Origin of the sequence: Aquipseudomonas alcaligenes (assembly GCF_003205495.1) — a bacterium.
GTDB classification, from domain to species: domain Bacteria; phylum Pseudomonadota; class Gammaproteobacteria; order Pseudomonadales; family Pseudomonadaceae; genus Aquipseudomonas; species Aquipseudomonas alcaligenes_B.
Genome location: NZ_QJRX01000006.1, coordinates 309,303 through 330,022 on the forward strand (window position 1 = coordinate 309,303; position 20,720 = coordinate 330,022).

General features: G+C 67.4%; 17 protein-coding genes. 4 read left to right on the forward strand and 13 right to left on the reverse strand.

What is annotated here, in order from left to right; genetic code table 11:
* Nucleotides 1-2 precede the first annotated feature (2 nt).
* From DMO17_RS13465 to hemE, 4 genes are all read left to right on the forward strand, one after another.
* Nucleotides 3-1,616 carry an AAA family ATPase gene (locus tag DMO17_RS13465; RefSeq protein WP_110682991.1) on the forward strand — a complete coding sequence of 538 codons (1,614 nt, stop codon included), beginning with the start codon at nt 3-5 and terminating at the stop codon, nt 1,614-1,616.
* A gap of 246 nt (nt 1,617-1,862) precedes the next feature.
* A complete protein-coding gene (gltB, locus tag DMO17_RS13470) occupies nt 1,863-6,311 on the forward strand; it encodes a glutamate synthase large subunit (protein ID WP_110682992.1) in 4,449 nt (1,482 codons plus the stop codon).
* Between the two features lie 31 nt (nt 6,312-6,342).
* On the forward strand, nt 6,343-7,761 hold the full coding sequence (locus tag DMO17_RS13475; RefSeq protein WP_110682993.1) for an FAD-dependent oxidoreductase: 1,419 nt from the start codon (nt 6,343-6,345) through the stop codon (nt 7,759-7,761).
* A gap of 217 nt (nt 7,762-7,978) precedes the next feature.
* The gene (gene hemE, locus DMO17_RS13480) at nt 7,979-9,049 is read left to right on the forward strand and encodes a uroporphyrinogen decarboxylase (RefSeq protein WP_110682994.1); all 1,071 of its coding nucleotides are present in this window, start codon (nt 7,979-7,981) and stop codon (nt 9,047-9,049) included.
* Nucleotides 9,050-9,099: 50 nt separating this feature from the next.
* Here the strand turns inward: hemE and DMO17_RS13485 are convergent, their stop codons facing one another.
* The 13 genes from DMO17_RS13485 to DMO17_RS13545 all read right to left on the reverse strand — a co-directional run bounded on the left by DMO17_RS13485 (nt 9,100) and on the right by DMO17_RS13545 (nt 20,631).
* Nucleotides 9,100-9,534, reverse strand: coding sequence for an Sbal_3080 family lipoprotein (locus DMO17_RS13485; RefSeq protein ID WP_110682995.1), 435 nt, complete (start codon nt 9,532-9,534; stop codon nt 9,100-9,102).
* Nucleotides 9,535-9,629: 95 nt separating this feature from the next.
* Nucleotides 9,630-10,073, reverse strand: a complete 444-nt coding sequence (locus DMO17_RS13490) for an excinuclease (RefSeq protein ID WP_110682996.1) — start codon at nt 10,071-10,073, stop codon at nt 9,630-9,632.
* 25 nt (nt 10,074-10,098) lie between these two features.
* Nucleotides 10,099-10,494 carry a hypothetical protein gene (locus DMO17_RS13495; RefSeq protein ID WP_110682997.1) on the reverse strand — a complete coding sequence of 132 codons (396 nt, stop codon included), beginning with the start codon at nt 10,492-10,494 and terminating at the stop codon, nt 10,099-10,101.
* Nucleotides 10,491-11,729: a beta-ketoacyl-ACP synthase gene (locus DMO17_RS13500; protein WP_110682998.1), complete on the reverse strand. Its 1,239-nt coding sequence runs from the start codon at nt 11,727-11,729 to the stop codon at nt 10,491-10,493. Before DMO17_RS13500 ends, DMO17_RS13495 begins: the two co-directional genes overlap by 4 nt.
* Nucleotides 11,729-12,457, reverse strand: coding sequence for a 3-oxoacyl-ACP reductase FabG (gene fabG, locus DMO17_RS13505; protein ID WP_110682999.1), 729 nt, complete (start codon nt 12,455-12,457; stop codon nt 11,729-11,731). Before fabG ends, DMO17_RS13500 begins: the two co-directional genes overlap by 1 nt.
* A complete protein-coding gene (locus DMO17_RS13510; protein ID WP_110683000.1) occupies nt 12,454-12,915 on the reverse strand; it encodes a hotdog family protein in 462 nt (153 codons plus the stop codon). The genes fabG and DMO17_RS13510 overlap by 4 nt, the downstream gene beginning before the upstream one ends.
* Nucleotides 12,912-14,114, reverse strand: a complete 1,203-nt coding sequence (locus DMO17_RS13515) for a beta-ketoacyl-[acyl-carrier-protein] synthase family protein (protein ID WP_110683001.1) — start codon at nt 14,112-14,114, stop codon at nt 12,912-12,914. Before DMO17_RS13515 ends, DMO17_RS13510 begins: the two co-directional genes overlap by 4 nt.
* Nucleotides 14,114-14,608 (reverse strand): hypothetical protein, encoded by a 495-nt coding sequence (locus DMO17_RS13520; protein ID WP_110683040.1) that lies wholly within the window; start codon nt 14,606-14,608, stop codon nt 14,114-14,116. Before DMO17_RS13520 ends, DMO17_RS13515 begins: the two co-directional genes overlap by 1 nt.
* Nucleotides 14,605-15,318, reverse strand: a complete 714-nt coding sequence (locus tag DMO17_RS13525; RefSeq protein WP_110683002.1) for a class I SAM-dependent methyltransferase — start codon at nt 15,316-15,318, stop codon at nt 14,605-14,607. Before DMO17_RS13525 ends, DMO17_RS13520 begins: the two co-directional genes overlap by 4 nt.
* Before the next feature lie 14 nt (nt 15,319-15,332).
* Entirely contained in the window at nt 15,333-16,580 is a 1,248-nt protein-coding gene (locus tag DMO17_RS13530; protein WP_110683003.1) for an NAD(P)/FAD-dependent oxidoreductase, read from the reverse strand.
* On the reverse strand, nt 16,567-17,715 hold the full coding sequence (locus DMO17_RS13535) for a cation:proton antiporter (RefSeq protein WP_110683004.1): 1,149 nt from the start codon (nt 17,713-17,715) through the stop codon (nt 16,567-16,569). The genes DMO17_RS13530 and DMO17_RS13535 overlap by 14 nt, the downstream gene beginning before the upstream one ends.
* Nucleotides 17,712-20,039 carry an MMPL family transporter gene (locus DMO17_RS13540; RefSeq protein ID WP_110683005.1) on the reverse strand — a complete coding sequence of 776 codons (2,328 nt, stop codon included), beginning with the start codon at nt 20,037-20,039 and terminating at the stop codon, nt 17,712-17,714. Before DMO17_RS13540 ends, DMO17_RS13535 begins: the two co-directional genes overlap by 4 nt.
* Nucleotides 20,029-20,631: an outer membrane lipoprotein carrier protein LolA gene (locus DMO17_RS13545; protein ID WP_258371548.1), complete on the reverse strand. Its 603-nt coding sequence runs from the start codon at nt 20,629-20,631 to the stop codon at nt 20,029-20,031. The genes DMO17_RS13540 and DMO17_RS13545 overlap by 11 nt, the downstream gene beginning before the upstream one ends.
* Nucleotides 20,632-20,720 lie beyond the last annotated feature (89 nt).

Here is a 20,720-nt window from a genome sequence, read left to right on the forward strand (position 1 = left end):
ACATGACCAGTTTGCACGCCGACGAGGCCTTCCTCGCGCACTACCAGTTCAGCCACGATCCCTTTGCCGCGCGGGTTCCGGGTTTTCGCTTCTTCCCGGCCCAGCGCAAGCCGGTGCTCGGTCAGCTCCATCACCTGGCGCGCTACAGCCAGTTGCTGCTGGTAGTGACCGGGCCGCATGGTGCCGGCAAGACGCTGCTGCGCCAGGCGCTGGTGGCCAGTACCAACAAGCAGGCCGTGCATTCCGTGGTGGTTTCCGCGCGCGGAGCCGGCGATGTCGCCGGCGTGCTGCGTCAGGTGGCCCAGGGGCTCGGGATGCAGCAGACGGATGTGCGCAGCATCCTGGCCCAGGTCGCCCAGTTGGCGCTGACCGGTCAGGAGGTCTATCTGCTGGTCGACGATGCCGAGCAGCTCGCCGATGCCGCGCTGGAGGCGCTGTTCAGCCTGGCGGCAGGCAATGCCGATGGACGCCCGCATGTCTTCCTGTTCGCCGAGAGTGACATCCTGTCGCGGCTGGAGCAGCTGGCCGACGGCGAGGAGCGTTTCCATGCCATCGAGTTGCTGCCATACAGCGAGGATGAGACCCGCGAGTACCTCGCGCAGCGCCTCGACGGTGCCGGTCAGGGCATCGATCTGCTGAGCGATGATCAGGTTGCTGATATCTATCTGAGTTCCGGCGGATGGCCTGGCGCTATCAATCAGGCGGCCCGCGATGTGCTGGTCGAGGCAATGCTGGCGAGCCGTAGCGCCGGCGGTGCGGCTTCGGGTAGTGGCCTGCCGAAGAAGCATCTGTTGGCGGTCGCCGTGGTTGCCGTGGCGCTCGGTGCTGCCTGGCTGATGCAGGGACGTACGGAGAGCACTCCGCCCATGGTGAGCGAAACGCCGATCGCCATGGTGCCACAGGGAGCTGCTCCAGTTCCCGCTAACCCGGAAGCACCGGCTCTCCAGCCTGCGCCGCAGGGAGCCTCGGTCGAGTTCAGTGGCGCCAGCCAGCCGCTTCCGCTGCCGCTGGTGGGGGAGGCGCAGCCGGTGATCCGCGAGCCGTTGGCCCAGGCCTCCGGCATGCAGGAGGGTGAGGAGGCTGCGGTAGAGGTATCACCGGCGGCGCCGGTGGCGGTACCTGCCCCCGCCCCTGTGGTGCCTACCATTGCCAGTACTCCGGCGGCGGCCCCGGTTCAGCCGGTTGCTGCGCCGGTTGCACCGGTATCCGTGCCTGCCCCGGTGGCAGCCCCGCCCAAACCGGAGGTCAAGCCGCTGCCAGTGTCCAAGCCGACGCCCGCGCCGGTGGCCAAGCCTGCGCCCGCTGTGGCCAGTGCCGCCCCCGCGCCGGGTGCCGACTGGTACGCTAGCCGGCCGGCCAGCCATTACGCCCTGCAGATTCTTGGTACTCGCTCCGAGAGCAGTGCCAAGGCCTTCGTCGGCAAGAATGGCGGCGAGTATCGCTACTTCAAGAAGGTGCACCAGGGGCAGCCGCTCTATGTGGTGACCTATGGGCAGTTCTCCAGCCGCGCTGCCGCCCAGGCGGCGATCAAGGCGCTGCCGGCCAGCGTGCAGGCCGGCAAGCCCTGGCCGCGCAGCTTCGCCAGCATTCAGCAGGAGGCGGTGCGGGCTCGCTGAGGGCCTGTGAATCGTCTTTCATTTGGTGACCGTAAGGTCCTAGCACGGGCCTTCGGTCGCCGCCTTTCGTGCAAGCGACAGAAGTTTTCATTTGGCCGTCACAAAAATTTGTGAGGGCCAGGGTCGCTATGTAAAATGACCCCCCTTTGCCTGCGCCAAGCTGGGGCGTTCCCCTGCGCGGCTGGCAGCTAGGTCGATGAATTAGAAAGCAATTTGCCTCCATGAGGCAGCCTGGTGAGAGTGTCTATGAAAGCAGGTCTGTACCATCCTGATCAGTTCAAGGATAACTGCGGCTTCGGCTTGATCGCCCACATGCAGGGTGAGGCGAGCCATCACTTGCTGAAGACTGCCATTGAAGCCCTGACCTGCATGACCCACCGCGGCGGTATCAACGCCGACGGCAAGACCGGTGACGGTTGTGGTCTGCTGATCCAGAAGCCCGATCTGTTCCTGCGCGCCATCGCCCGGGAAACCTTCGGCAGCGAACTGCCGCAGCAGTACGCCGTGGGCATGGTGTTCTTCAACCAGGACCCGGCCAAGGCCGAGGCCGCCCGCGCCAACATGAACCGCGAGATCGAGGCCGCCGGCCTGCAACTGGTCGGCTGGCGCAAGGTGCCGATCGACACCAGCGTGCTCGGTCGCCTGGCCCTTGAGCGCCTGCCGATCATCGAGCAGGTCTTCGTCGGCGGCGAAGGCCTGGATGACCAGCAGTTCGCCATCAAGCTGTTCAGCGCCCGTCGGCGCTCCTCGGTGGCCAATGCCGCCGACACCGACCACTACATCTGCAGCTTCTCGCACAAGACCATCATCTACAAAGGTCTGATGATGCCGGCGGACCTGCAACAGTTCTATCCGGACCTCGGCGACGAGCGCCTGCAGACCGCCATCTGCGTGTTCCACCAGCGCTTCTCCACCAACACCCTGCCGAAATGGCCGCTGGCGCAGCCGTTCCGCTTCCTCGCCCATAACGGCGAGATCAACACCATCACCGGCAACCGCAACTGGGCCGTAGCTCGTCGCCTGAAGTTCGCCAACGACTTGATCCCGGACCTGGAAGAGCTCGGTCCGCTGGTCAACCGCGTCGGCTCCGACTCCTCGAGCATGGACAACATGCTGGAACTGATGGTTACCGGTGGCATCGACCTGTTCCGCGGCGTGCGCATGATCATCCCGCCGGCCTGGCAGAACATGGAGACCATGGACGCCGACCTGCGCGCGTTCTACGAGTACAACTCCATGCACATGGAGCCGTGGGACGGCCCCGCCGGCGTGGTGCTGACCGACGGCCGCCATGCCGTCTGCCTGCTCGACCGCAACGGCCTGCGCCCGGCGCGCTGGGTCACCACCAAGAACGGCTACATCACCCTGGCGTCGGAAATCGGCGTGTGGGACTACCAGCCGGAAGACGTGATCGCCAAGGGCCGGGTCGGCCCGGGGCAGATCCTCGCGGTGGACACCGAGACCGGCCAGGTGCTGGACACCGATGCCATCGACAACCGCCTGAAGTCGCGCCACCCCTACAAGCAGTGGCTGCGCCAGGGGGCCGTGCGCATCCAGGCCAGCCTGGAAGACCGCGACCATGGCTCGCCGTTCTATGACAGCGACCAGCTCAAGCAGTACATGAAGATGTTCCAGGTCACCTTCGAGGAGCGTGACCAGGTGCTGCGTCCGCTCGGCGAGCAGGGCCAGGAGGCCGTCGGCTCGATGGGTGACGATACGCCGATGGCGGTGCTGAGCCAGCGCATCCGTTCGCCCTACGACTACTTCCGTCAGCAGTTCGCCCAGGTCACCAACCCGCCGATCGACCCGCTGCGCGAGTCCATCGTGATGTCCCTGGAAGTCTGCCTGGGCGCCGAGCGCAACATCTTCGAGGAGTCCCCGGCCCACGCCAGCCGCGTCATGCTGAGCAGCCCGGTGATCTCCCCGGCCAAGTGGCGCGCGCTGATGAACCTGACCACCCCGGGCTTCGAGCGCCAGGTCATCGACCTCAACTACGACCCGGCCATCGGTCTGGAAACCGCGGTGCGCAACATCGCCGACCAGGCCGAGGAAGCGGTGCGCGCCGGCAAGGTGCTGCTGGTCCTCTCCGACCGCCACATCGCCCCGGGCAAGCTGCCGGCGCATGCCGCGCTGGCCACCGGCGCCGTGCACCACCGCCTGACCGAGAAGGGCCTGCGTTGCGACTGCAACATCCTGGTCGAGACCGCCACCGCCCGTGACCCGCACCACTTCGCCGTGCTGGTGGGCTTCGGTGCTTCCGCGGTGTACCCCTTCCTGGCCTACGAGGTGCTGGGCGACCTGATCCGCACCGGCGAGGTGCTGGGCGATCTCTACGAGGTGTTCAAGTACTACCGCAAGGGCATCTCCAAGGGGCTGCTGAAGATCCTCTCGAAGATGGGCATCTCCACCATCGCCTCCTACCGTGGCGCCCAGCTGTTCGAGGCCGTCGGCCTGTCCGACGAGGTCACCGAGCTGTGCTTCCGTGGCGTCGCCAGCCGCATCCAGGGCGCGCGCTTCGTCGACATCGAGGCCGAGCAGAAGCTGCTGGCCAATGAGGCGTGGAACAACCGCAAGGCCATCCAGCATGGCGGCCTGCTCAAGTTCGTCTATGGCGGCGAGTACCACGCCTACAACCCGGACGTGGTCAACACCCTGCAGGCCGCCGTGCAGCAGGGCAGCTACGAGAAGTACCAGGAGTACGCGGCGCTGGTGGATAACCGTCCGGTGTCGATGATCCGCGACCTGCTCAAGCTCAAGCTGGCCGAGCAGCCGCTGCCGCTGGACGAGGTGGAGCCGCTGCACGAGGTGCTCAAGCGCTTCGACTCCGCCGGCATCTCCCTCGGCGCCCTGTCGCCGGAAGCCCACGAGGCCATCGCCGAGGCGATGAACCGCCTGGGAGCGCGCTCCAACTCCGGCGAGGGCGGCGAAGACCCGGCCCGCTACGGCACCGTGCGCAGCTCGAAGATCAAGCAGGTGGCCACCGGTCGCTTCGGCGTCACCCCGGAATACCTGGTCAACGCCGAAGTGCTGCAGATCAAGGTGGCCCAGGGCGCCAAGCCCGGCGAGGGCGGCCAGCTGCCGGGCGGCAAGGTCAACGGCCTGATCGCCCGCCTGCGCTATGCCGTGCCCGGCGTGACCCTGATCTCGCCGCCGCCGCACCACGACATCTACTCGATCGAGGACCTGGCGCAGCTGATCTATGACCTCAAGCAGGTCAACCCGGCCGCGCTGGTGTCGGTCAAGCTGGTGGCCGAGCCCGGCGTCGGCACCATCGCCGCCGGCGTGGCCAAGGCCTATGCCGACCTGATCACCATCTCCGGCTACGACGGTGGCACCGGCGCCTCGCCGATCACCTCGATCAAGTACGCCGGCAGCCCCTGGGAACTGGGCCTCGCCGAGGCGCACCAGACCCTGCGCGGCAACGACCTGCGCGGCAAGGTGCGGGTGCAGACCGACGGCGGTCTGAAGACCGGCCTCGATGTGATCAAGGCCGCCATCCTCGGCGCCGAGAGCTTCGGCTTCGGCACCGGTCCGATGGTTGCCCTGGGCTGCAAGTACCTGCGCATCTGCCACCTGAACAACTGCGCCACCGGCGTGGCGACGCAGAACGACAAGCTGCGCAAGGACCACTTCATCGGCACCGTCGAGATGGTGATGAACTACTTCACCTACGTCGCCGAGGACACCCGCGAGTGGCTGGCCAAGCTGGGCGTGCGCAGCCTGGGCGAGCTGATCGGGCGTACCGACCTGCTCGAGGTGCTGCCGGGCGAGACCGCCAAGCAGGGCAACCTGGACCTGACCCCGCTGCTCGGCAGCGAGCACATCCCGGCCGACAAGCCGCAGTTCTGCGAAGTCGAGAAGAACCCGCCGTTCGACCAGGGCCTGCTGGCCGAGAAGATGGTCGAACTGGCCCAGGCCGCCATCGCCGGCAAGACCGGCGGCGAGTTCGCCCTGGACATCTGCAACTGCGACCGCTCCATCGGTGCGCGGGTGTCCGGCGAGATCGCCAAGCTGCACGGCAACCAGGGCATGAAGGACGCGCCGATCACCTTCCGCTTCAAGGGCACCGCGGGCCAGAGCTTCGGCGTGTGGAACGCCGGCGGCCTGCACCTGCGCCTGGAAGGCGATGCCAACGACTACGTCGGCAAGGGCATGACCGGCGGCAAGCTGGTCATAGTTCCGCCGGCCGGCAGCCCGTTCAAGACTCAGGAGTCGGCCATCATCGGCAACACCTGCCTGTACGGTGCCACCGGTGGCCGCCTGTTCGCCGCCGGTACCGCCGGCGAGCGCTTCGCCGTGCGCAACTCCGGCGCCCACGCCGTGGTGGAAGGCACCGGCGACCACTGCTGCGAGTACATGACCGGCGGCTTCGTCTGCGTACTGGGCAAGACCGGGGTGAACTTCGGCTCGGGCATGACCGGCGGCTTCGCCTACGTGCTCGACCTGGATAACAGCTTCGTCGACCGCGTCAACCATGAACTGGTGGAAATCCAGCGCATCAGCAACGAGGCCATGGAGGCCTACCGTAGCCATCTGCGCGGCGTGCTCGCCGAGTACGTGGCCGAGACTGCCAGCCCCTGGGGTACGCATCTGCTGGAGAACCTGGAGGATTACCTGCGCAAGTTCTGGCTGGTCAAGCCGAAGGCCGCCAGCCTCGGCTCGCTGCTCTCCAGCACCCGTGCCAATCCGCAATAACGCGCCTGAAGTGGTTTGATGAGGTTTTGAAATGACTGAACGTCTGAACAACGACTTCCAGTTCATCGAGGTCGGGCGCAAGGATCCGAAGAAGAAGCTCCTGCGCCAGCGCAAGAAGGAGTTCGTGGAAATCTACGAATCCTTCAAACCGGCCCAGGCCGCCGACCAGGCACACCGTTGCCTGGGCTGCGGCAACCCCTATTGCGAGTGGAAGTGCCCGGTGCACAACTTCATTCCGAACTGGCTCAAGCTGGTCTCGGAAGGCAATATCCTGGCCGCCGCCGAACTGAGCCACCAGACCAACACCCTGCCGGAAGTCTGCGGCCGCGTGTGCCCGCAGGATCGTCTGTGCGAGGGTGCCTGTACCCTCAACGACGGCTTCGGCGCGGTGACCATCGGTTCGGTGGAGAAGTACATCACCGACACCGCCTTCGCCATGGGCTGGCGCCCGGACATGTCCAAGGTCAAGCCGACCGGCAAGCGCGTTGCGGTGATCGGTGCCGGCCCGGCCGGCCTGGGCTGCGCCGACGTGCTGGTGCGCAACGGCGTGACCCCGGTGGTGTTCGACAAGAACCCGGAAATCGGCGGCCTGCTGACCTTCGGCATCCCCGAGTTCAAGCTGGAAAAGACCGTGATGAGCCGTCGCCGCGAAGTCTTCACCGGCATGGGCATTGAGTTCCGCCTGAACACCGAGATCGGCAAGGACGTGACCATGCAGCAGCTGCTGGATGAGTACGACGCCGTGTTCATGGGCATGGGCACCTACACCTACATGAAGGGTGGTTTCCCGGGCGAAGACCTGCCGGGCGTGACCGATGCGCTGGACTTCCTGATCGCCAACGTCAACCGCAACCTCGGCTTCGAGAAGTCCCCCGAGGACTTCATCGACATGAAGGGCAAGCGCGTGGTCGTGCTCGGCGGCGGCGACACCGCGATGGACTGCAACCGCACCTCCATCCGCCAGGGCGCCAAGGCCGTGACCTGCGCCTACCGCCGTGACGAAGAGAACATGCCGGGCTCGCGCAAGGAAGTGAAGAACGCCAAGGAAGAGGGCGTGAAGTTCCTCTTCAACCGCCAGCCCATCGCCATCGTCGGCGAGGACAGGGTGGAAGGCGTCAAGGTGGTCGAGACCCGTCTCGGCGAGCCGGACGCCCGTGGCCGTCGCAGCCCCGAGCCGATCCCAGGCTCCGAGGAGATCATCCCGGCCGAGGCCGTGCTGATCGCCTTCGGCTTCCGCCCGAGCCCGGCCGCCTGGTTCAGCGACTTCAAGATCGACACCGACAGCCAGGGCCGTGTGGTGGCGCCGGAGAAGGGCCAGTTCAAGCACCAGACCAGCAACCCGAAGATCTTCGCCGGTGGCGACATGGTCCGCGGTTCCGACCTGGTGGTGACGGCGATCTTCGAGGGCAGAAACGCCGCCGAAGGTATCCTGGACTACCTGCAGGTCTGACGATCCGCGTCGCGGCATATCGTCGCGATAGACAAAAGGCACGGCCCTCGCCGTGCCTTTTGTTTTGGGGTCTGCGAAAATGCCCGCACTTTTTCTGCGCCAAGGCGCGCGGGCCCCTGCGATCCGGGAGCCCGCCCGGAGGAAGGGGGCCGCCGCCGAGCGGCCATCGCATACTCCCGCCGCAACGCTCCCTGCCGATTTTCCAGGAACCCTGCCGATGTCCGCCCTGAAGAACGACCGTTTCCTGCGCGCCCTGCTCAAGCAACCCGTCGACGTCACGCCCGTGTGGATGATGCGCCAGGCCGGTCGTTACCTGCCGGAGTACCGCGCCACCAGAGCCCGCGCCGGTGATTTCGTCAGCCTGATGAAGAACCCGGAGCTGGCCTGCGAGGTCACCCTGCAGCCGCTGGATCGCTACCCGCAGATCGACGCCGCGATCCTCTTCTCCGACATCCTCACCATCCCCGATGCCATGGGCCAGGGCCTGTATTTCGAGACCGGCGAGGGCCCGCGCTTCAAGAGGGTGGTGTCGAGCATGGCGGATATCGAGGCCCTGCCGATTCCCGACGCCGAGCAGGACCTGGGCTACGTGATGGACGCCGTGCGCACCATCCGCCGCGAGCTGAATGGCCGCGTGCCGCTGATCGGCTTCACCGGCAGCCCCTGGACCCTGGCCACCTACATGGTCGAGGGCGGCTCCAGCCGCGACTTCCGCAAGTCCAAGGCGATGCTCTACGACAACCCGCAGGCCATGCACGCGCTGCTCGACAAGCTGGCCCGCTCGATCACCGTCTACCTCAACGGCCAGATCCGCGCCGGCGCCCAGGCGGTGCAGATCTTCGATTCCTGGGGCGGCGCGCTGTCCTCGGCGGCCTACCAGGAGTTCTCCCTGCGCTACATGCAGCAGATCATCGACGGCCTGATCCGCGAACACGACGGTCGCCGCGTGCCGGTGATCCTGTTCACCAAGGGCGGCGGCCTGTGGCTGGAATCCATGGCCGAGACCGGCGCCGAGGCCCTGGGCCTGGACTGGACCTGCGACATCGGCAGTGCGCGCCAGCGTGTGGGCGATAAAGTCGCCCTGCAGGGCAACATGGATCCGGCCGTGCTACATGCCAAGCCGGCGGCCATCCGCGCCGAGGTGGCGCGCATCCTCGCCGCCTATGGCTCGGGTTCGGGGCACGTTTTCAACCTCGGCCACGGCATCACCCCGGAGGTGCCGCCGGAGCACGCCAAGGCCTTCTTCGAGGCGGTGCACGAGCTGTCTGCACAATACCATCAGCAATAACGACAAGGGCCGCAGCTGCGGCCCTTATTCTTTCTATGGGGCGTCGCGTCTCATCTGGGCGCGTTGCCGGCCAGCAACCGGTCGATCACCGGTGTCATCTTGGTCTCGGTGCTCTGCCACTTCTTCACCGCCAGCAGGCCTCGTCCGCGGAAGCGGTAGTAGGCGCTGGCCAGCTGGCGCCCTTCCTCATTGCGGATGCGCAGTTCGGCCAGGGACAGGTAGGTGACCACCGACCATGAGCGCCGCGCCGTGTAGCTCAGTACCTGCGGGCAGCCGCGGGCGGGGATCTGCTTGTACAGGCGGGTGTCGATGCCGTGGCGGGCGAAGCCGCGCTGCAGGGTGCCGAGGAAGTCGTCCACCTGTACCTCGGGGTTCTCTTCGATGCACAACGAGGCGAGCGGCGTCTTCAGCGGCTCGACGCGGATGGTGGTGCAGGCGCTGGACAGCGCGATCAGCGGCAACAGCAGGCACAGGCGCAGCAACATGCGGTGATCCTCGCAAGGGCCGCACTTTAGAACTGCGGATGCGCCCGGAAGGGAGAAGCCGGCCACGCTGCCGCGGCCGGCAGGGGGATTGCCTGTTACTTGACGTTGGCCAGGTCGGCCTTCAGGGCGACGCCGGCCATGATGGCGCCGGCGTGGCACTCGTACTTCTGCGCGTCGGAATAGACCACGTTCTTGTAGTTGCTGACGATGTTGACCACGGCATTGGCGCCGGCGGCCTTGGCGGCGTTCTGCATGCGGATCAGCGCCGATTGCAGGGCCCAGGAGCAGGCGCCTTCGTCGCTCTTGTTGAAGGCGTTGGTCTTCTGGCTGGTGGTCACGCCCGACTTGACCACGCTGACGTTGCCGGCCGGCTTGTTGCCCGCCAGGTAGAACTTCACGCTGCCGTCCAGGCGGCCGGCGTTCAGCGCTTCCTGCAGGGCCTGCTCGAACGGCAGGAAGTGAGTGGTGTCGCGTGCCTGGCTGATGCCCGGGATGAGCGCGAAGAGCAGGGCGGCCAGGGTCCAGTTTTTCAGTTGCATGGTCGTCTCCTTGACGATGGTTGACTCACAGGGTTTTCGGGAGCTTCAGCTGGTGCAGAATCTCGGCGCGCAGGCTGTTGACCCAGCGATTGTAGTTGCGATGGATCTCGCCGTCCTCGTACTCCAGCCCCTGGCTGTTGCGATAACGGATGGCGAAGTCGAACGGTGTATATTCGACGACGATCGCAGCGTGATGGCGCTTGCGCACGCTGATCGCGGCGTTAATCCGGCCCGTGTCGATGCGGCCGACCCGCCAGTGGCGGGCCTCCAGCGCGGCGACTATCGCCTGTTGCATCTCGACCTGACTGAATTCGCGGTCTGGCGGCAGTGCCACCTGCGGCTGCAGCAGCGGTTTGGAGGTACAGGCTGCCAGGCCGAACAGGGCCAGGGCGATGAGCAGTGTCTTGATAAGGCGGGTCATGCGCGGTTTCCGTTCCAGCGCTTGAAGATCAGCGAGGTGTTCACCCCGCCGAAGGCGAAATTGTTGTTCATCACGTACTGATGGCTCATCTGGCGGAACTCGCCGCGCAGATAGTCCAGCTCGCCGCATTCCGGATCGACGTTATCCAGGTTGAGGGTGTAGACGTAGCTGTCGGAGTTCATCATCTCGATGCTGAACCAGGACTCCAGCGCACCGCAGGCACCCAGGGTGTGGCCGAGGAAGCTCTTCTGCGAGCTGATTGGCATGCGCGGGCCGAACAGGCTGCTGGTGGCCAGGCTCTCGGCCACGTCGCCCTGGGCGGTGGCGGTGCCGTGGCCGTTGACGTAGCCGATGGCCGCGGGTTCCAGGCCGGCATCTTCCAGGGCCAGCTCCATGGCGCCGCGCATGGTCGCCTGCTCCGGCTTGGTGGCGTGGATGCCGTCGGAGTTGCAGCCGAAGCCGACGATCTCGGCGTGGATGGTCGCACCACGCGCCAGCGCATGCTCCAGCTCCTCCAGCACCAGGATGCCGGCGCCCTCGCCGATCACCAGGCCGTCGCGGCCGGCGTCGTAGGGGCGTGGCGACAGGTGCGGGGTATCGTTCTTCAGGCTGGTGGCGTAGAGCGCGTCGAACACCATCGCCTCGGTCGGGCACAGCTCCTCGGCGCCGCCGGCCAGCATCATCTTCAGGCGCCCGTACTTGATCGCCTCGTAGGCGTAGCCGATGCCCTGGCTGCCGCTGGTGCAGGCGCTGGAGGTGGGGATCAGGCGGCCCTTGAGGCCGAAGAAGATGCTGATATTGGCCGCCGTGGTGTGCGGCATCATGCGGATATAGGAGTTGGCGTTAAGGCCGTCGGCGACGGAATTGAGCAGCATGTTGCCGAACGCCTTGATCTCGTCGGTGCTGCCGGTGGACGAGCCGCAGGCCACGCCCATACGGCCGTCCTGGATGCGCTCGTCGCCGAGCAGGCCGGCCTGCTCTAGGGCGCGTTCGGCGGCGTACACCGCCAGCTTGGACACCCGGCCCATGCTGCGGGTCTGCTTGCGCGTCCAGTGCTTGGGCTGGACGAAGTCGTCCACCGGGCCGCCCAGGCGGGTGTTCAGCTCGCTGAAGCGGTCCCATTCATCCATGCGGCGGATGCCGCTCTTGCCGGCCTTGAAGTTGGCCGAGATGGTCGGCCAGTCGCTACCCAGCGAGGTGATACCGGCCATACCGGTGACGACGACACGTTTCATCAGCACAGACCACCGTTCACCGCGAGGACCTGACGGGTAATGTACGCCGCCTCCTCGGACATCAGGAAATTCACCGCGCCGGCCACTTCTTCCGGGGTGCCCATGCGCGCGGCCGGAACCATCTTGAGGATCTCCTCCACCGGCACCTGCTCGTCGAGGATCTCGGTGTCGATCAGCCCCGGTGCCACGCAGTTGACCGTGATCTTGCGCTTGCCCAGCTCGATGGCCAGGGCCTTGGCGGCGCCGATCACGCCGGCCTTGGAGGCGCTGTAGTTGACCTGGCCGCGGTTGCCGATCAGCCCGGAGACCGAGGTGATGCAGACGATGCGTCCGGCCTGGCGGCGACGGATCATCGGCATGGTCAGCGGGTGCAGCACGTTGTAGAAACCGTCCAGGTTGGTGCGCAGCACCTGGTCCCAGTCGTCGTCGGAGAGCGCTGGGAAGGCGCCGTCGCGGGTCAGCCCGGCGTTGCACACTACGCCGTAGTAGGCGCCGTGCTGCTCGACATCGGCCTCCAGCGCCACGCGGCAGGCGGCGCGGTCGGAGACGTCGAACTGCAGGATGCGCGCCTGCTGGCCCAGCTCGGCGATCTGCGCCTGCACGGACTCGGCCTCGTCGCGGCGCGAGCGGCAGTGCAGGACGATGTCGTAACCGGAGCGCGCCAGGCGCAGGGCGATGGCGCGACCGATGCCGCGGCTGGAGCCGGTGACCAGGATGGTTTCAGTCATTGCGTTTGCTCTTGCTGTTCTTGTAGATACCTCGCCACCTCGGGCGGGCGGAATACGTTGAGGCGTGCCTCGGCATGGATGTCCGGGCCATCCAGGTGGCACTCGAATACGCCCATGCCGTTGTCGTCCTGCAGCGAGCGCAGGGCCCTGATACGCAGCTCGGCTCCGGCCGGGAAACGCTCGACGTTGCACTCGAACCTGCGCGTGCCGAGGAGGAAGCCCAGCTCCACCGGCAGGCCGGCCTGGCGCGCCTGGCAGCCGGCGTAGGCGGCGATGCTCTGCGCCATCAGCTCGATGCCGACCCAGGCCGGCAGGCTGCCGTCCTGCTGGTTGAACAGGCCGCCGCTGCGCACGGTCAGGCGGGTTTCGATGTCTTCGGCGCCGAAACTGACGACTTCGTCGATCAGGATCATGTCGGCGGCATGCGGGATCAGCTCGGCGATCGGCCACTGGCTCATGGCGCATCACCCAGGATCAGCGCGACGTTGTTGCCGCCGAAGGCGAAGGAGTTGCTCATCAGCCGGCGGCCCGCCGTTCTCTGCAGGCGATCACCAGCGCCGACCAGGCGCAGCGGCGCCAGCGCCGGGTCGGCCTGGCCGTCCCAGCGATGCGGCGGCAGCAGGCCGTCGCGGTTGTACTCGCTCAGGGCGAGCCAGCAGAAGGCCGCTTCCAGCGCGCCGGCGGCGCCCAGGGTGTGGCCGGTCAGCGGCTTGGTCGAGGAACAGGGCAGCGTGGCCGGGAACAGCCCGTGCACGGCATGGCTTTCCATGGCGTCGTTATGCGTGGTGGCGGTGCCGTGCAGGTTGAGGTAGTCGATGTCGCTGGCCGCCAGGCCGGCGCTGGCCAGGGCCTTGTCCATCGCCGCGCGGGCGCCGAGGCCTTGCGGGTGCGGTGCGGAAATGTGGTGCGCGTCGGAGCTGGCGCCACCGCCGAGGAAGGCGATCGGGCTGCTCTCGCGGGTCATGAGGAACAGCGCCGCACCTTCGCCGATATTGATGCCGTGGCGGTTCACCGAGAACGGATTGCACGGCTCGGCGGACACCGCTTCGAGGGCCGAGAAGCCGTTCAGGGTCAGGCGGCACAGGCTGTCCACGCCGCCGCAGATCACCGCGTCGCACAGACCCTGCTGCAGCAGGCGATGGGCGCTGAGCAGGGCGCGGGCGCTGGAGGTGCAAGCGGTGGACTGGCAGTACACCGGGCCGGCCAGGCCCAGCCAGTCGGCGAGGAAGGTGGCCGGTGCGGCCATCTCCTGCTGGGCGTAGTCGTAGTCGGCGGGCAGCTCGCCCTCCTTGAGGAAGCGCGCAATGCCGTCACTGGCCTCGCGGATGCCCGAGGTGCTGGTGCCCAGCACCAGGCCGACGCGGGTTGCGCCGTAACGAGTGATGGCGGCGCGCAGCTCGGGTTCGATCTGCAAGGCCGCGGCCAGCAGCAGCTGGTTGTTGCGGCTGTGGGCGGCTTCGAAACCGGCCGGCATGGCCGGCAGTGCCGCGCGCACGGCGCCGACGGTGAGGCGGCGGTCGCTGACCCAGCCGTCCTCGGCGCGCATGCCGGAGGCATCGCCGGCCAGCAGCGCGTCGGCCACCGTCTGCTTGCCTTCGCCCAGGGCGCAGAGCAGGCCGAGGGCATTCAAATAACTCGGCTGTGTAGAGCGGGGCATCAGTTGCCTTCTTCTTGGTTCAGCGCGCGCACCCGATAGCTGAGCTGCGGTGCGGCGAGGGTAAAGTCCAGTGCGGAACGGTAGCGGATTCGCCAGTCCGGGTTAAGCCGGCGCTGACCATCGGCGTCGCGCTGCCAGCTGTCCTCGGGGTAGGCCGCCAGTGCGTCATCGGCGGTCAGGGAGAACAACAGGGCGGCGAACAGCTCGCGGGCCTCGGCATTGGGTGGCAGCAGGCCGTCGTTGCGCCACTCGCCGTGCTCCAGCAGCTGGCGCGCCAGCGGCACGCCGAGCGGATCGAACAACGACCAGCGCAGCGCTTGGCCTTCGGCCTGGATCACCAGCAGCCAGTCGCGTTGCTCGGTGTTTTGCGTGCGTTCGATCTGCAGACTGATGGGCAGCCCGGCGGTCAGTTCGGGGCTGCTCGCCGGTACGGGTGTGTGCCCGGCGCAGGCGCCGAGCAGCAGGGTCAGGGCAAGCAGCAGGACACGGCTCAGCACGGCTTGCGCGCCACCACATTGACCAGGGTTTCATCGCGCTGGCCGAACGGCTTGGCCTTCATGATGCCCCAGCGTTCGAGCAGGCCGAAGTCTCTGGAGCGGCTCCACCACAGGTAGGGGTAGGAGACGTTGCGCTCCTCGAACTGGAAGCCCTGCGTGCGCAGCATGCCCAGATATTCCTCGGCACTCTTCTGCACGTGCATCGGGTGGCGGAACAGCCAGCGGATCACCCAGGTGTCGATGTAGAACTTGGTCGACTCGGCGAACAGCAGCAGGCCGCCCGGTTTCAGCACGCGCCAGAACTCGGCCAGGGCGCGCTCCTGCTCGACCAGATGGTGGAAGGTCTGGTGGCAGAACAGGATGTCGACGGACGCGTCGGGCAGCCGGATGCTGGCGCAATCGCTGGCGATCAGCTGCACGTCGAGACCCAGTTGCTCGGCCTCGGCGCGCGAGCAGTCGAGGCTGTGCGGGTCGGCATCCAGGCCGATCAGCCGCGCGGGGGCGAAGGCTTCCTGCAACAGGCGAAACGAGCGGCCCTGGCCGCAACCGGCGTCGAGCAGCACCGGCGCCTGCGGCAGCGGTGCATCGATCAGGCGCTTGAGGTCGTTGATCGCCACGCGCAGCACATGGTGCTGCCAGACGTGGCTCTGCAGGAACCAGAAGCCGAAGCGGGTTTCCTCGACGTAGGTGGCGGCGGCGCGTTCCATTGCGGTGGCTGTCCTTAGCTCATGGCGCAGAGTTCGGCGAGCACGCCGAGGCGGCGCTTGGGCTCGGCGACATAGGGGTTCTTCTCGTCCCAGGCGTAGCCGGCGAGGATCGAGCAGATCATGCGGCGGATCTCCGGCTGGGCCTTCTCGTAGAAGATCACGTCCTGGAAGCTGCCATCGTACCAACCCTGCACATACACGCGGAACGTATCCACGCCGCGCTTGAGCGGGATGGCGAATTCGTTCTCCCAGTCCACCGTCTCACCGCCGAGCTGGCGATGCAGCAGGGCGGCGGCCATGCTCGCCGAGCGCATGGCGATGGTCACGCCGGAGCTGAACACCGGGTCGAGGAACTCGGCGGCGTTGCCCAGCAGGGCGAAGCCCGGGCCGTGCAGGCTCTTGACGTTGGCCGAGTAGCCACCGATGGCGCGCGCCGGGGTGTCCCACACGGCGTTTTCCAAAACCTTGCTCAGCGAAGGTGTCTCGGCGACAAACTGCTTGAGGCAGGCGTCGAGGTCCTTGGGGTAGCCCTCGTAGTGCTCGGCAGCGCAGACCACGCCCAGCGAGCAGCGGCCATTGCTGAACGGAATGGTCCAGAACCACACGTCCCTGAGTTTCGGATGGGTGGTGATGAGGATCTTCTCGCGGTCGAAGCCGCTGGCCGGGTCGATGCGGTCCTCGATATGGGTGAACACCGCCTGGCGGATAGGGAAGGACGACGGCGTGTCGAGGTCGAGCAGGCGCGGCAGCACGCGGCCGTAGCCACTGCCGTCGAGGACGAAGGCACACTCGACGTTGTATTCATGGCCATCGGCCAGGCGGCGCACCGACAGGCGCGGGCAGTCGCCGGCAAAGTCGGCGGCGAAGATCTCTTCCTCGTAGCGGATCTCCACGCCCTGCAGCTCGGCCTGGTCGGCCAGCAGCTTGTCGAAGTCGGCGCGGATCACCTGGTAAGTCGAGCCCTTGCCCTCGGTGAACTTGTCGCGGAAGTCGAACTCGGTGTAGCGCTCGCCCCAGGCGAAGGCCGCGCCGTGCTTGGTCTGGAAACCGGCGGCCTGCACCGCCTCGAGCATGCCGGCCTCCTCGACGAAGTCGAGGCAGTGCGACAGCAGGCTCTCGCCGATGGAAAAGCGCGGGAAGCGCTGGCGTTCCAGCACCAGCACGTCGTGGCCCTGGCGCTTGAGGATGGCGGCGGCGATGGCGCCGGAGGGGCCGGCACCGATGACGACGATCTGACGTTGTTCGACTTCAGGAGACTTCATAGCGGCTTCGTGCCTCGTTGTTGTGAACATGCCGGCCGAGCAGCGCCGGCAACAGGGTGGAGAACAGGCTCATCAGCAGCAGGCCGAAGTAGATCAGCGAATCGATCAGCTGCAGCTGCAGGAGCAGGTTGAGGAAGACGATCTCGGTGAGGCCGCGGATGTTCAGCAGCAGACTCTCGCGCCACTTCACCCGCGCCGCGGCGCTCGGGTCGGCCCAGTGCAGACCGAGCCAGCTGCCGAGCACCTTGCTCAGCACCGGCAGCGCCAGCAGCATAGCGATGACCGCCCAGGAGGTGTCTTGACCTATGCCATGGAAGTCCACCCGCAGCACGCCGAAGGTCAGGATCAGCGGCACCGCCAGGCCGTTGATCAGCAGCTTCCACTGGCGCAGCGGCAGCGGCAGGACGAAGGGCTGGCGCAGCCAGGCCAGGCACAGCATGTAGGCGATGCCGAACACCAGGGCGTTGAGGCCCAGCTGCTGGAACAGCAGCATCAGGGCGAAGAACGGCAGGCTGTAGCACAGCGGGTGGCGCAGCTTGAGCAGGCGCAGCCCCAGCGGCAGGGCGGCGGCCAGCAGCGGCCACAGCAGGCTGGCCGGGTGGCTGCTGCCCTGGGCCAGGCCGAACAGGCTCCAGCACAGGAAGTCCATGAGGATCGCCGCGTGCAGCAGGCGCTTGGTGGCTTCCAGCGGGTAGCCGATGCTCTGCAGGAACAGGTAGAGCACCGGGATGGCGGTGATCGAGAACAGCAGGCCGATGCCCACCGCGCTCAACCAGCCGTGTTCGCCGGGCAGCAGCCAGAGCGAGCAGGCCAGGCCCGCCAGCATCGGCACCAGGAAGCTGGGCAGGGCGATCTTCACGCAGGCCGGGCTCAGGTCGAGGTCGATCACGTCGCTGAGGATGTAGCCCAGCAGCAGGGCGAAGCACAGGCCATAGGCCAGGTTCAGCCAGGTCGGCGCCAGCAGGTCGGCGGCGCTCAGCTGCCAGTGCGGTTCGACCCATACCAGTAGCAGGGCGGGAATGGCGATGGCGGCGACCAGCAGCTGGCCGACGATGGGGATCAGCCGGCGCCCGCCGACGATCGCCACCAGGGCATAGATCGCCAGGGCCAGCAGCCAGAATCCGAGCACGCTCACGCGGGTATCTCCTTGGCGGGCCGAGCGGCGGCCCAGGGTGAAAGCAGGAAACAGAACAGCAGGCCGAGGCTGATGGCCAGGCCGAAGTTGGCGATGGCCGGGGTCTGGCTGAGCAGCAGCAGGCCGAACGACAGCCAGGCGGTGAGCGCCGAGAGCAGGGTGCCGAGCAAGCTCACCGCGGGGCCGCCGATGTTCTCGCGCATCAGGATGGCGTAGTCGACGCCGATGGCGGTGATCAGCAGCAGGCCGAACAGGCTGAACAGGGTCAGCGGCTGGCCCAGCCAGCCCAGGCAGGCCAGTGCCGCCAGGGCCGAGAGCAGCGGCAGGCAGATCACCCGCAGTGCGCCGCCGAGGCCGAAGGGCAGGCACAGCAGCAGGAGGATGGCGGCGCTGGACAGCAGTTTCAGTTGGGCGGCGCTGAGCTGGGTGGCGGCGAACAGACCGTTCAGCTCGCCGAGGCGATCGACCAGCTGCACGCCCTCCAGTCCGGCGGTAGCCTGCTGCAGCAGCGCCGTGTCGTTCAGGCCCTGCAGGCTGACGATACCGGCTACTCCACTCTCACTACGGCCCAGCCACAGCGGCCGCCAGGCTTCGCCCAGCGGGCCGGCCAGGGCCTGCTCCAGGCCCGGCTGCGGCGCGTGCAGCAACCCGTCCAGCTCGGCGCGCAGTGCGGCTTCCGGCAGGCCCAGGTCGAGCAGCGGTTGCCAGTGCTGCGGCAGCTGCTGCAGCGCGGCACGCAGCGGTGCCAGCTCGCTGTCCGGCGCACTGAGCTGGCTAAGGGCGCGATATCCTCGCAGCTGGCCGGCGGCGATGGCAGCGTCCAGACGTTCACTGAGTTCGGCCTGGCGTTGCAGCAGCTGTTGCTCGTCGGCGCCGCGCACCAGGAAGAACTGGCTGGTGGGCTGCTGCCCGGTGAGTGCGGCGATGCGTTTGGCCTCGGCCATCAGCTGCGGTTCCTGGCCCAGCCACTGGCGCAGGTCGTTCTGCGGCGTCAGCTGCCACAGGCCGCCGGCGCAGAAGGCCAGCAGGGCGAGCAGCCAGGGCCAGCTGCCGGTGCGCGCCAGCAGATGTTCGCGGCGCTGCACCAGGCGCTCGGCGGCGTGGCGCAGGCCACTAGGTGGTTTCAAGCGCAGATTGTTCAGCCAGGCCGGCAGCAGGCACACCGAGCACAGGTAGGCGCCGATCAGCCCGGCGGCGGAGAACAGGGCGATCTGGGTCAGCGCCGGGAAGGGGGTGAAGGCCAGCGCCACATAGCCGGCCAGGTTGGTGCCCAGGCTCAGGCTCAATCCCGGCAGGGTCTGGCGCAGGGCGGCCCAGCTCGACCACTGGCCATCGCCCCAGCTCTTGCTCAGGTAGTGCTGCGGGTAGTCGGCCGCGACGCCGACCAGGCTGGCACCGAGCACCAGGGTCAGCGCGTTGATCTGGCCGAACACCAGCACGCAGGCGGTGCAGCCGGCCAGCAGCGCCACGCCCATGGGCAGCAGGCTGACCAGTATGCGCGGACGGCGGAAGGCCAGCAGCAACAGCAGCAGGGTGCCGAGGGTGGCGCCGCCGCCGATCAGGGCGATCTCGCGGGTGGCCTTGGCCTGGCCGGCCGCCGCGTGCAGCGCACCACCGGCCGCCAGCAATTGCCCGCCTTGGCTCTCGACCTGCTGGCGCAGCTCGGCGACAGCGGCGGCGATCTGCGGCGGCGCCTGCATATCGAAGGCATCGCCACGGGTGCGCAGGCGCAGCAGCGCCCAGGTGGTGGACCCGTCCTGCAGCAGCAGCGCGCCGCTGCCGAGGTCGGCCTGGATGCGGCTGCCAGGGTTGAGCGTCTGCTGGGCGCGCAGGCCCAGGCCGAGCCAGTCCTGCTCGGTGGGCAGCAGGCCGAAGCCGGCGAAGGTGTCGAACAGCTGCTGGGCGCGCTGCTGGATAAAGGCATCCGGCTGCTCGATCAGCAACTGGCGGTCGGCCGGCGCCAGCAGGGCCAGGCGGCTGTTGAGTAACTGCGCGCGCAGCGGTGCGAGATCGGCCTGCAGGCTCCACTGCACCTTGTCGAAGCGCCCGCTGGCCTGCCACTGCTCGGCGGCGCCGCGTACCAGCTCGATGGCGCGTTCGCGCTGCGGGTGACCGATCAGGATCAGCAACTCGCGCGATAGCGGCTCCTGCATGCGCTGCTCGGCCTGCTGCACCAGCTCGTCGCCGGCGCCCTTGGGCAACAATGCGAGCATGCTGGCCTGCACCGGCGGGCCGTTGCGCCACTGCCAGGCGGCCAGCGCCAGCAGGGCCAGGAGCAGGGCGCCGAACAGGCGCGGCAGGCTTTTCTGCAGGCTAGGGGACAAGGTCGGCGCGCTCCTGCGCGGTCAGGGCATCACCGGCCTGGCTCTGCGGCATCTTGAGGACGGTGCGGTCGCCCTGGGTCTCGATCAGTTCGATGCGCTCGACCAGCGCGCCGCCGTCGATGCGGATGGCGCTGAAGATCTGCTTGAGCAGCATGGAGTGTGGGGTGAGCTGGAGCTGCCAGGCGTCTTGCTCGCCTGTGAGTTGCAGATCGAAGTCACGCTCCAGGCCGCTGCGGTCGCCTTTGAGCACGGCGAGGAACAGGCGGCTCTGTTGGGCGGCGACGTCTTGGCCCGGCTGCTGTTGCCAGCCTTCGGCGGTGCGGCGGGCGATGCCGCTGTCGGCGATGCGGTAGTCCTGCTTGAGTGGCTTTTGCAGCAGCCAGAGCAGGCCGTGGTCGCGGGACAGGGTGAACTGGCCCTGGCTGGTCAGCGGGGTGGGGAGGGCACGCAGGTGCTTTTCCTGGATGAAGGGACCGCGCACAACCGTGGGTTTGGCCAGCTGGGCGCTGAGGTCGGACAGGTCGAAGGCCTGGGCGTGTGGGGTGCTTATGCTCAGGAGCAGCAGGCTCGCGGCTTTGATTACTTGGCTAATTGTCGAGCTGGCTTTCGGGTTCGGGTTTCGCCCACCCGGGCGAGTTACTTTCTCTTTGCTCGTGCAAAGAGAAAGTAACCAAAGAGAAA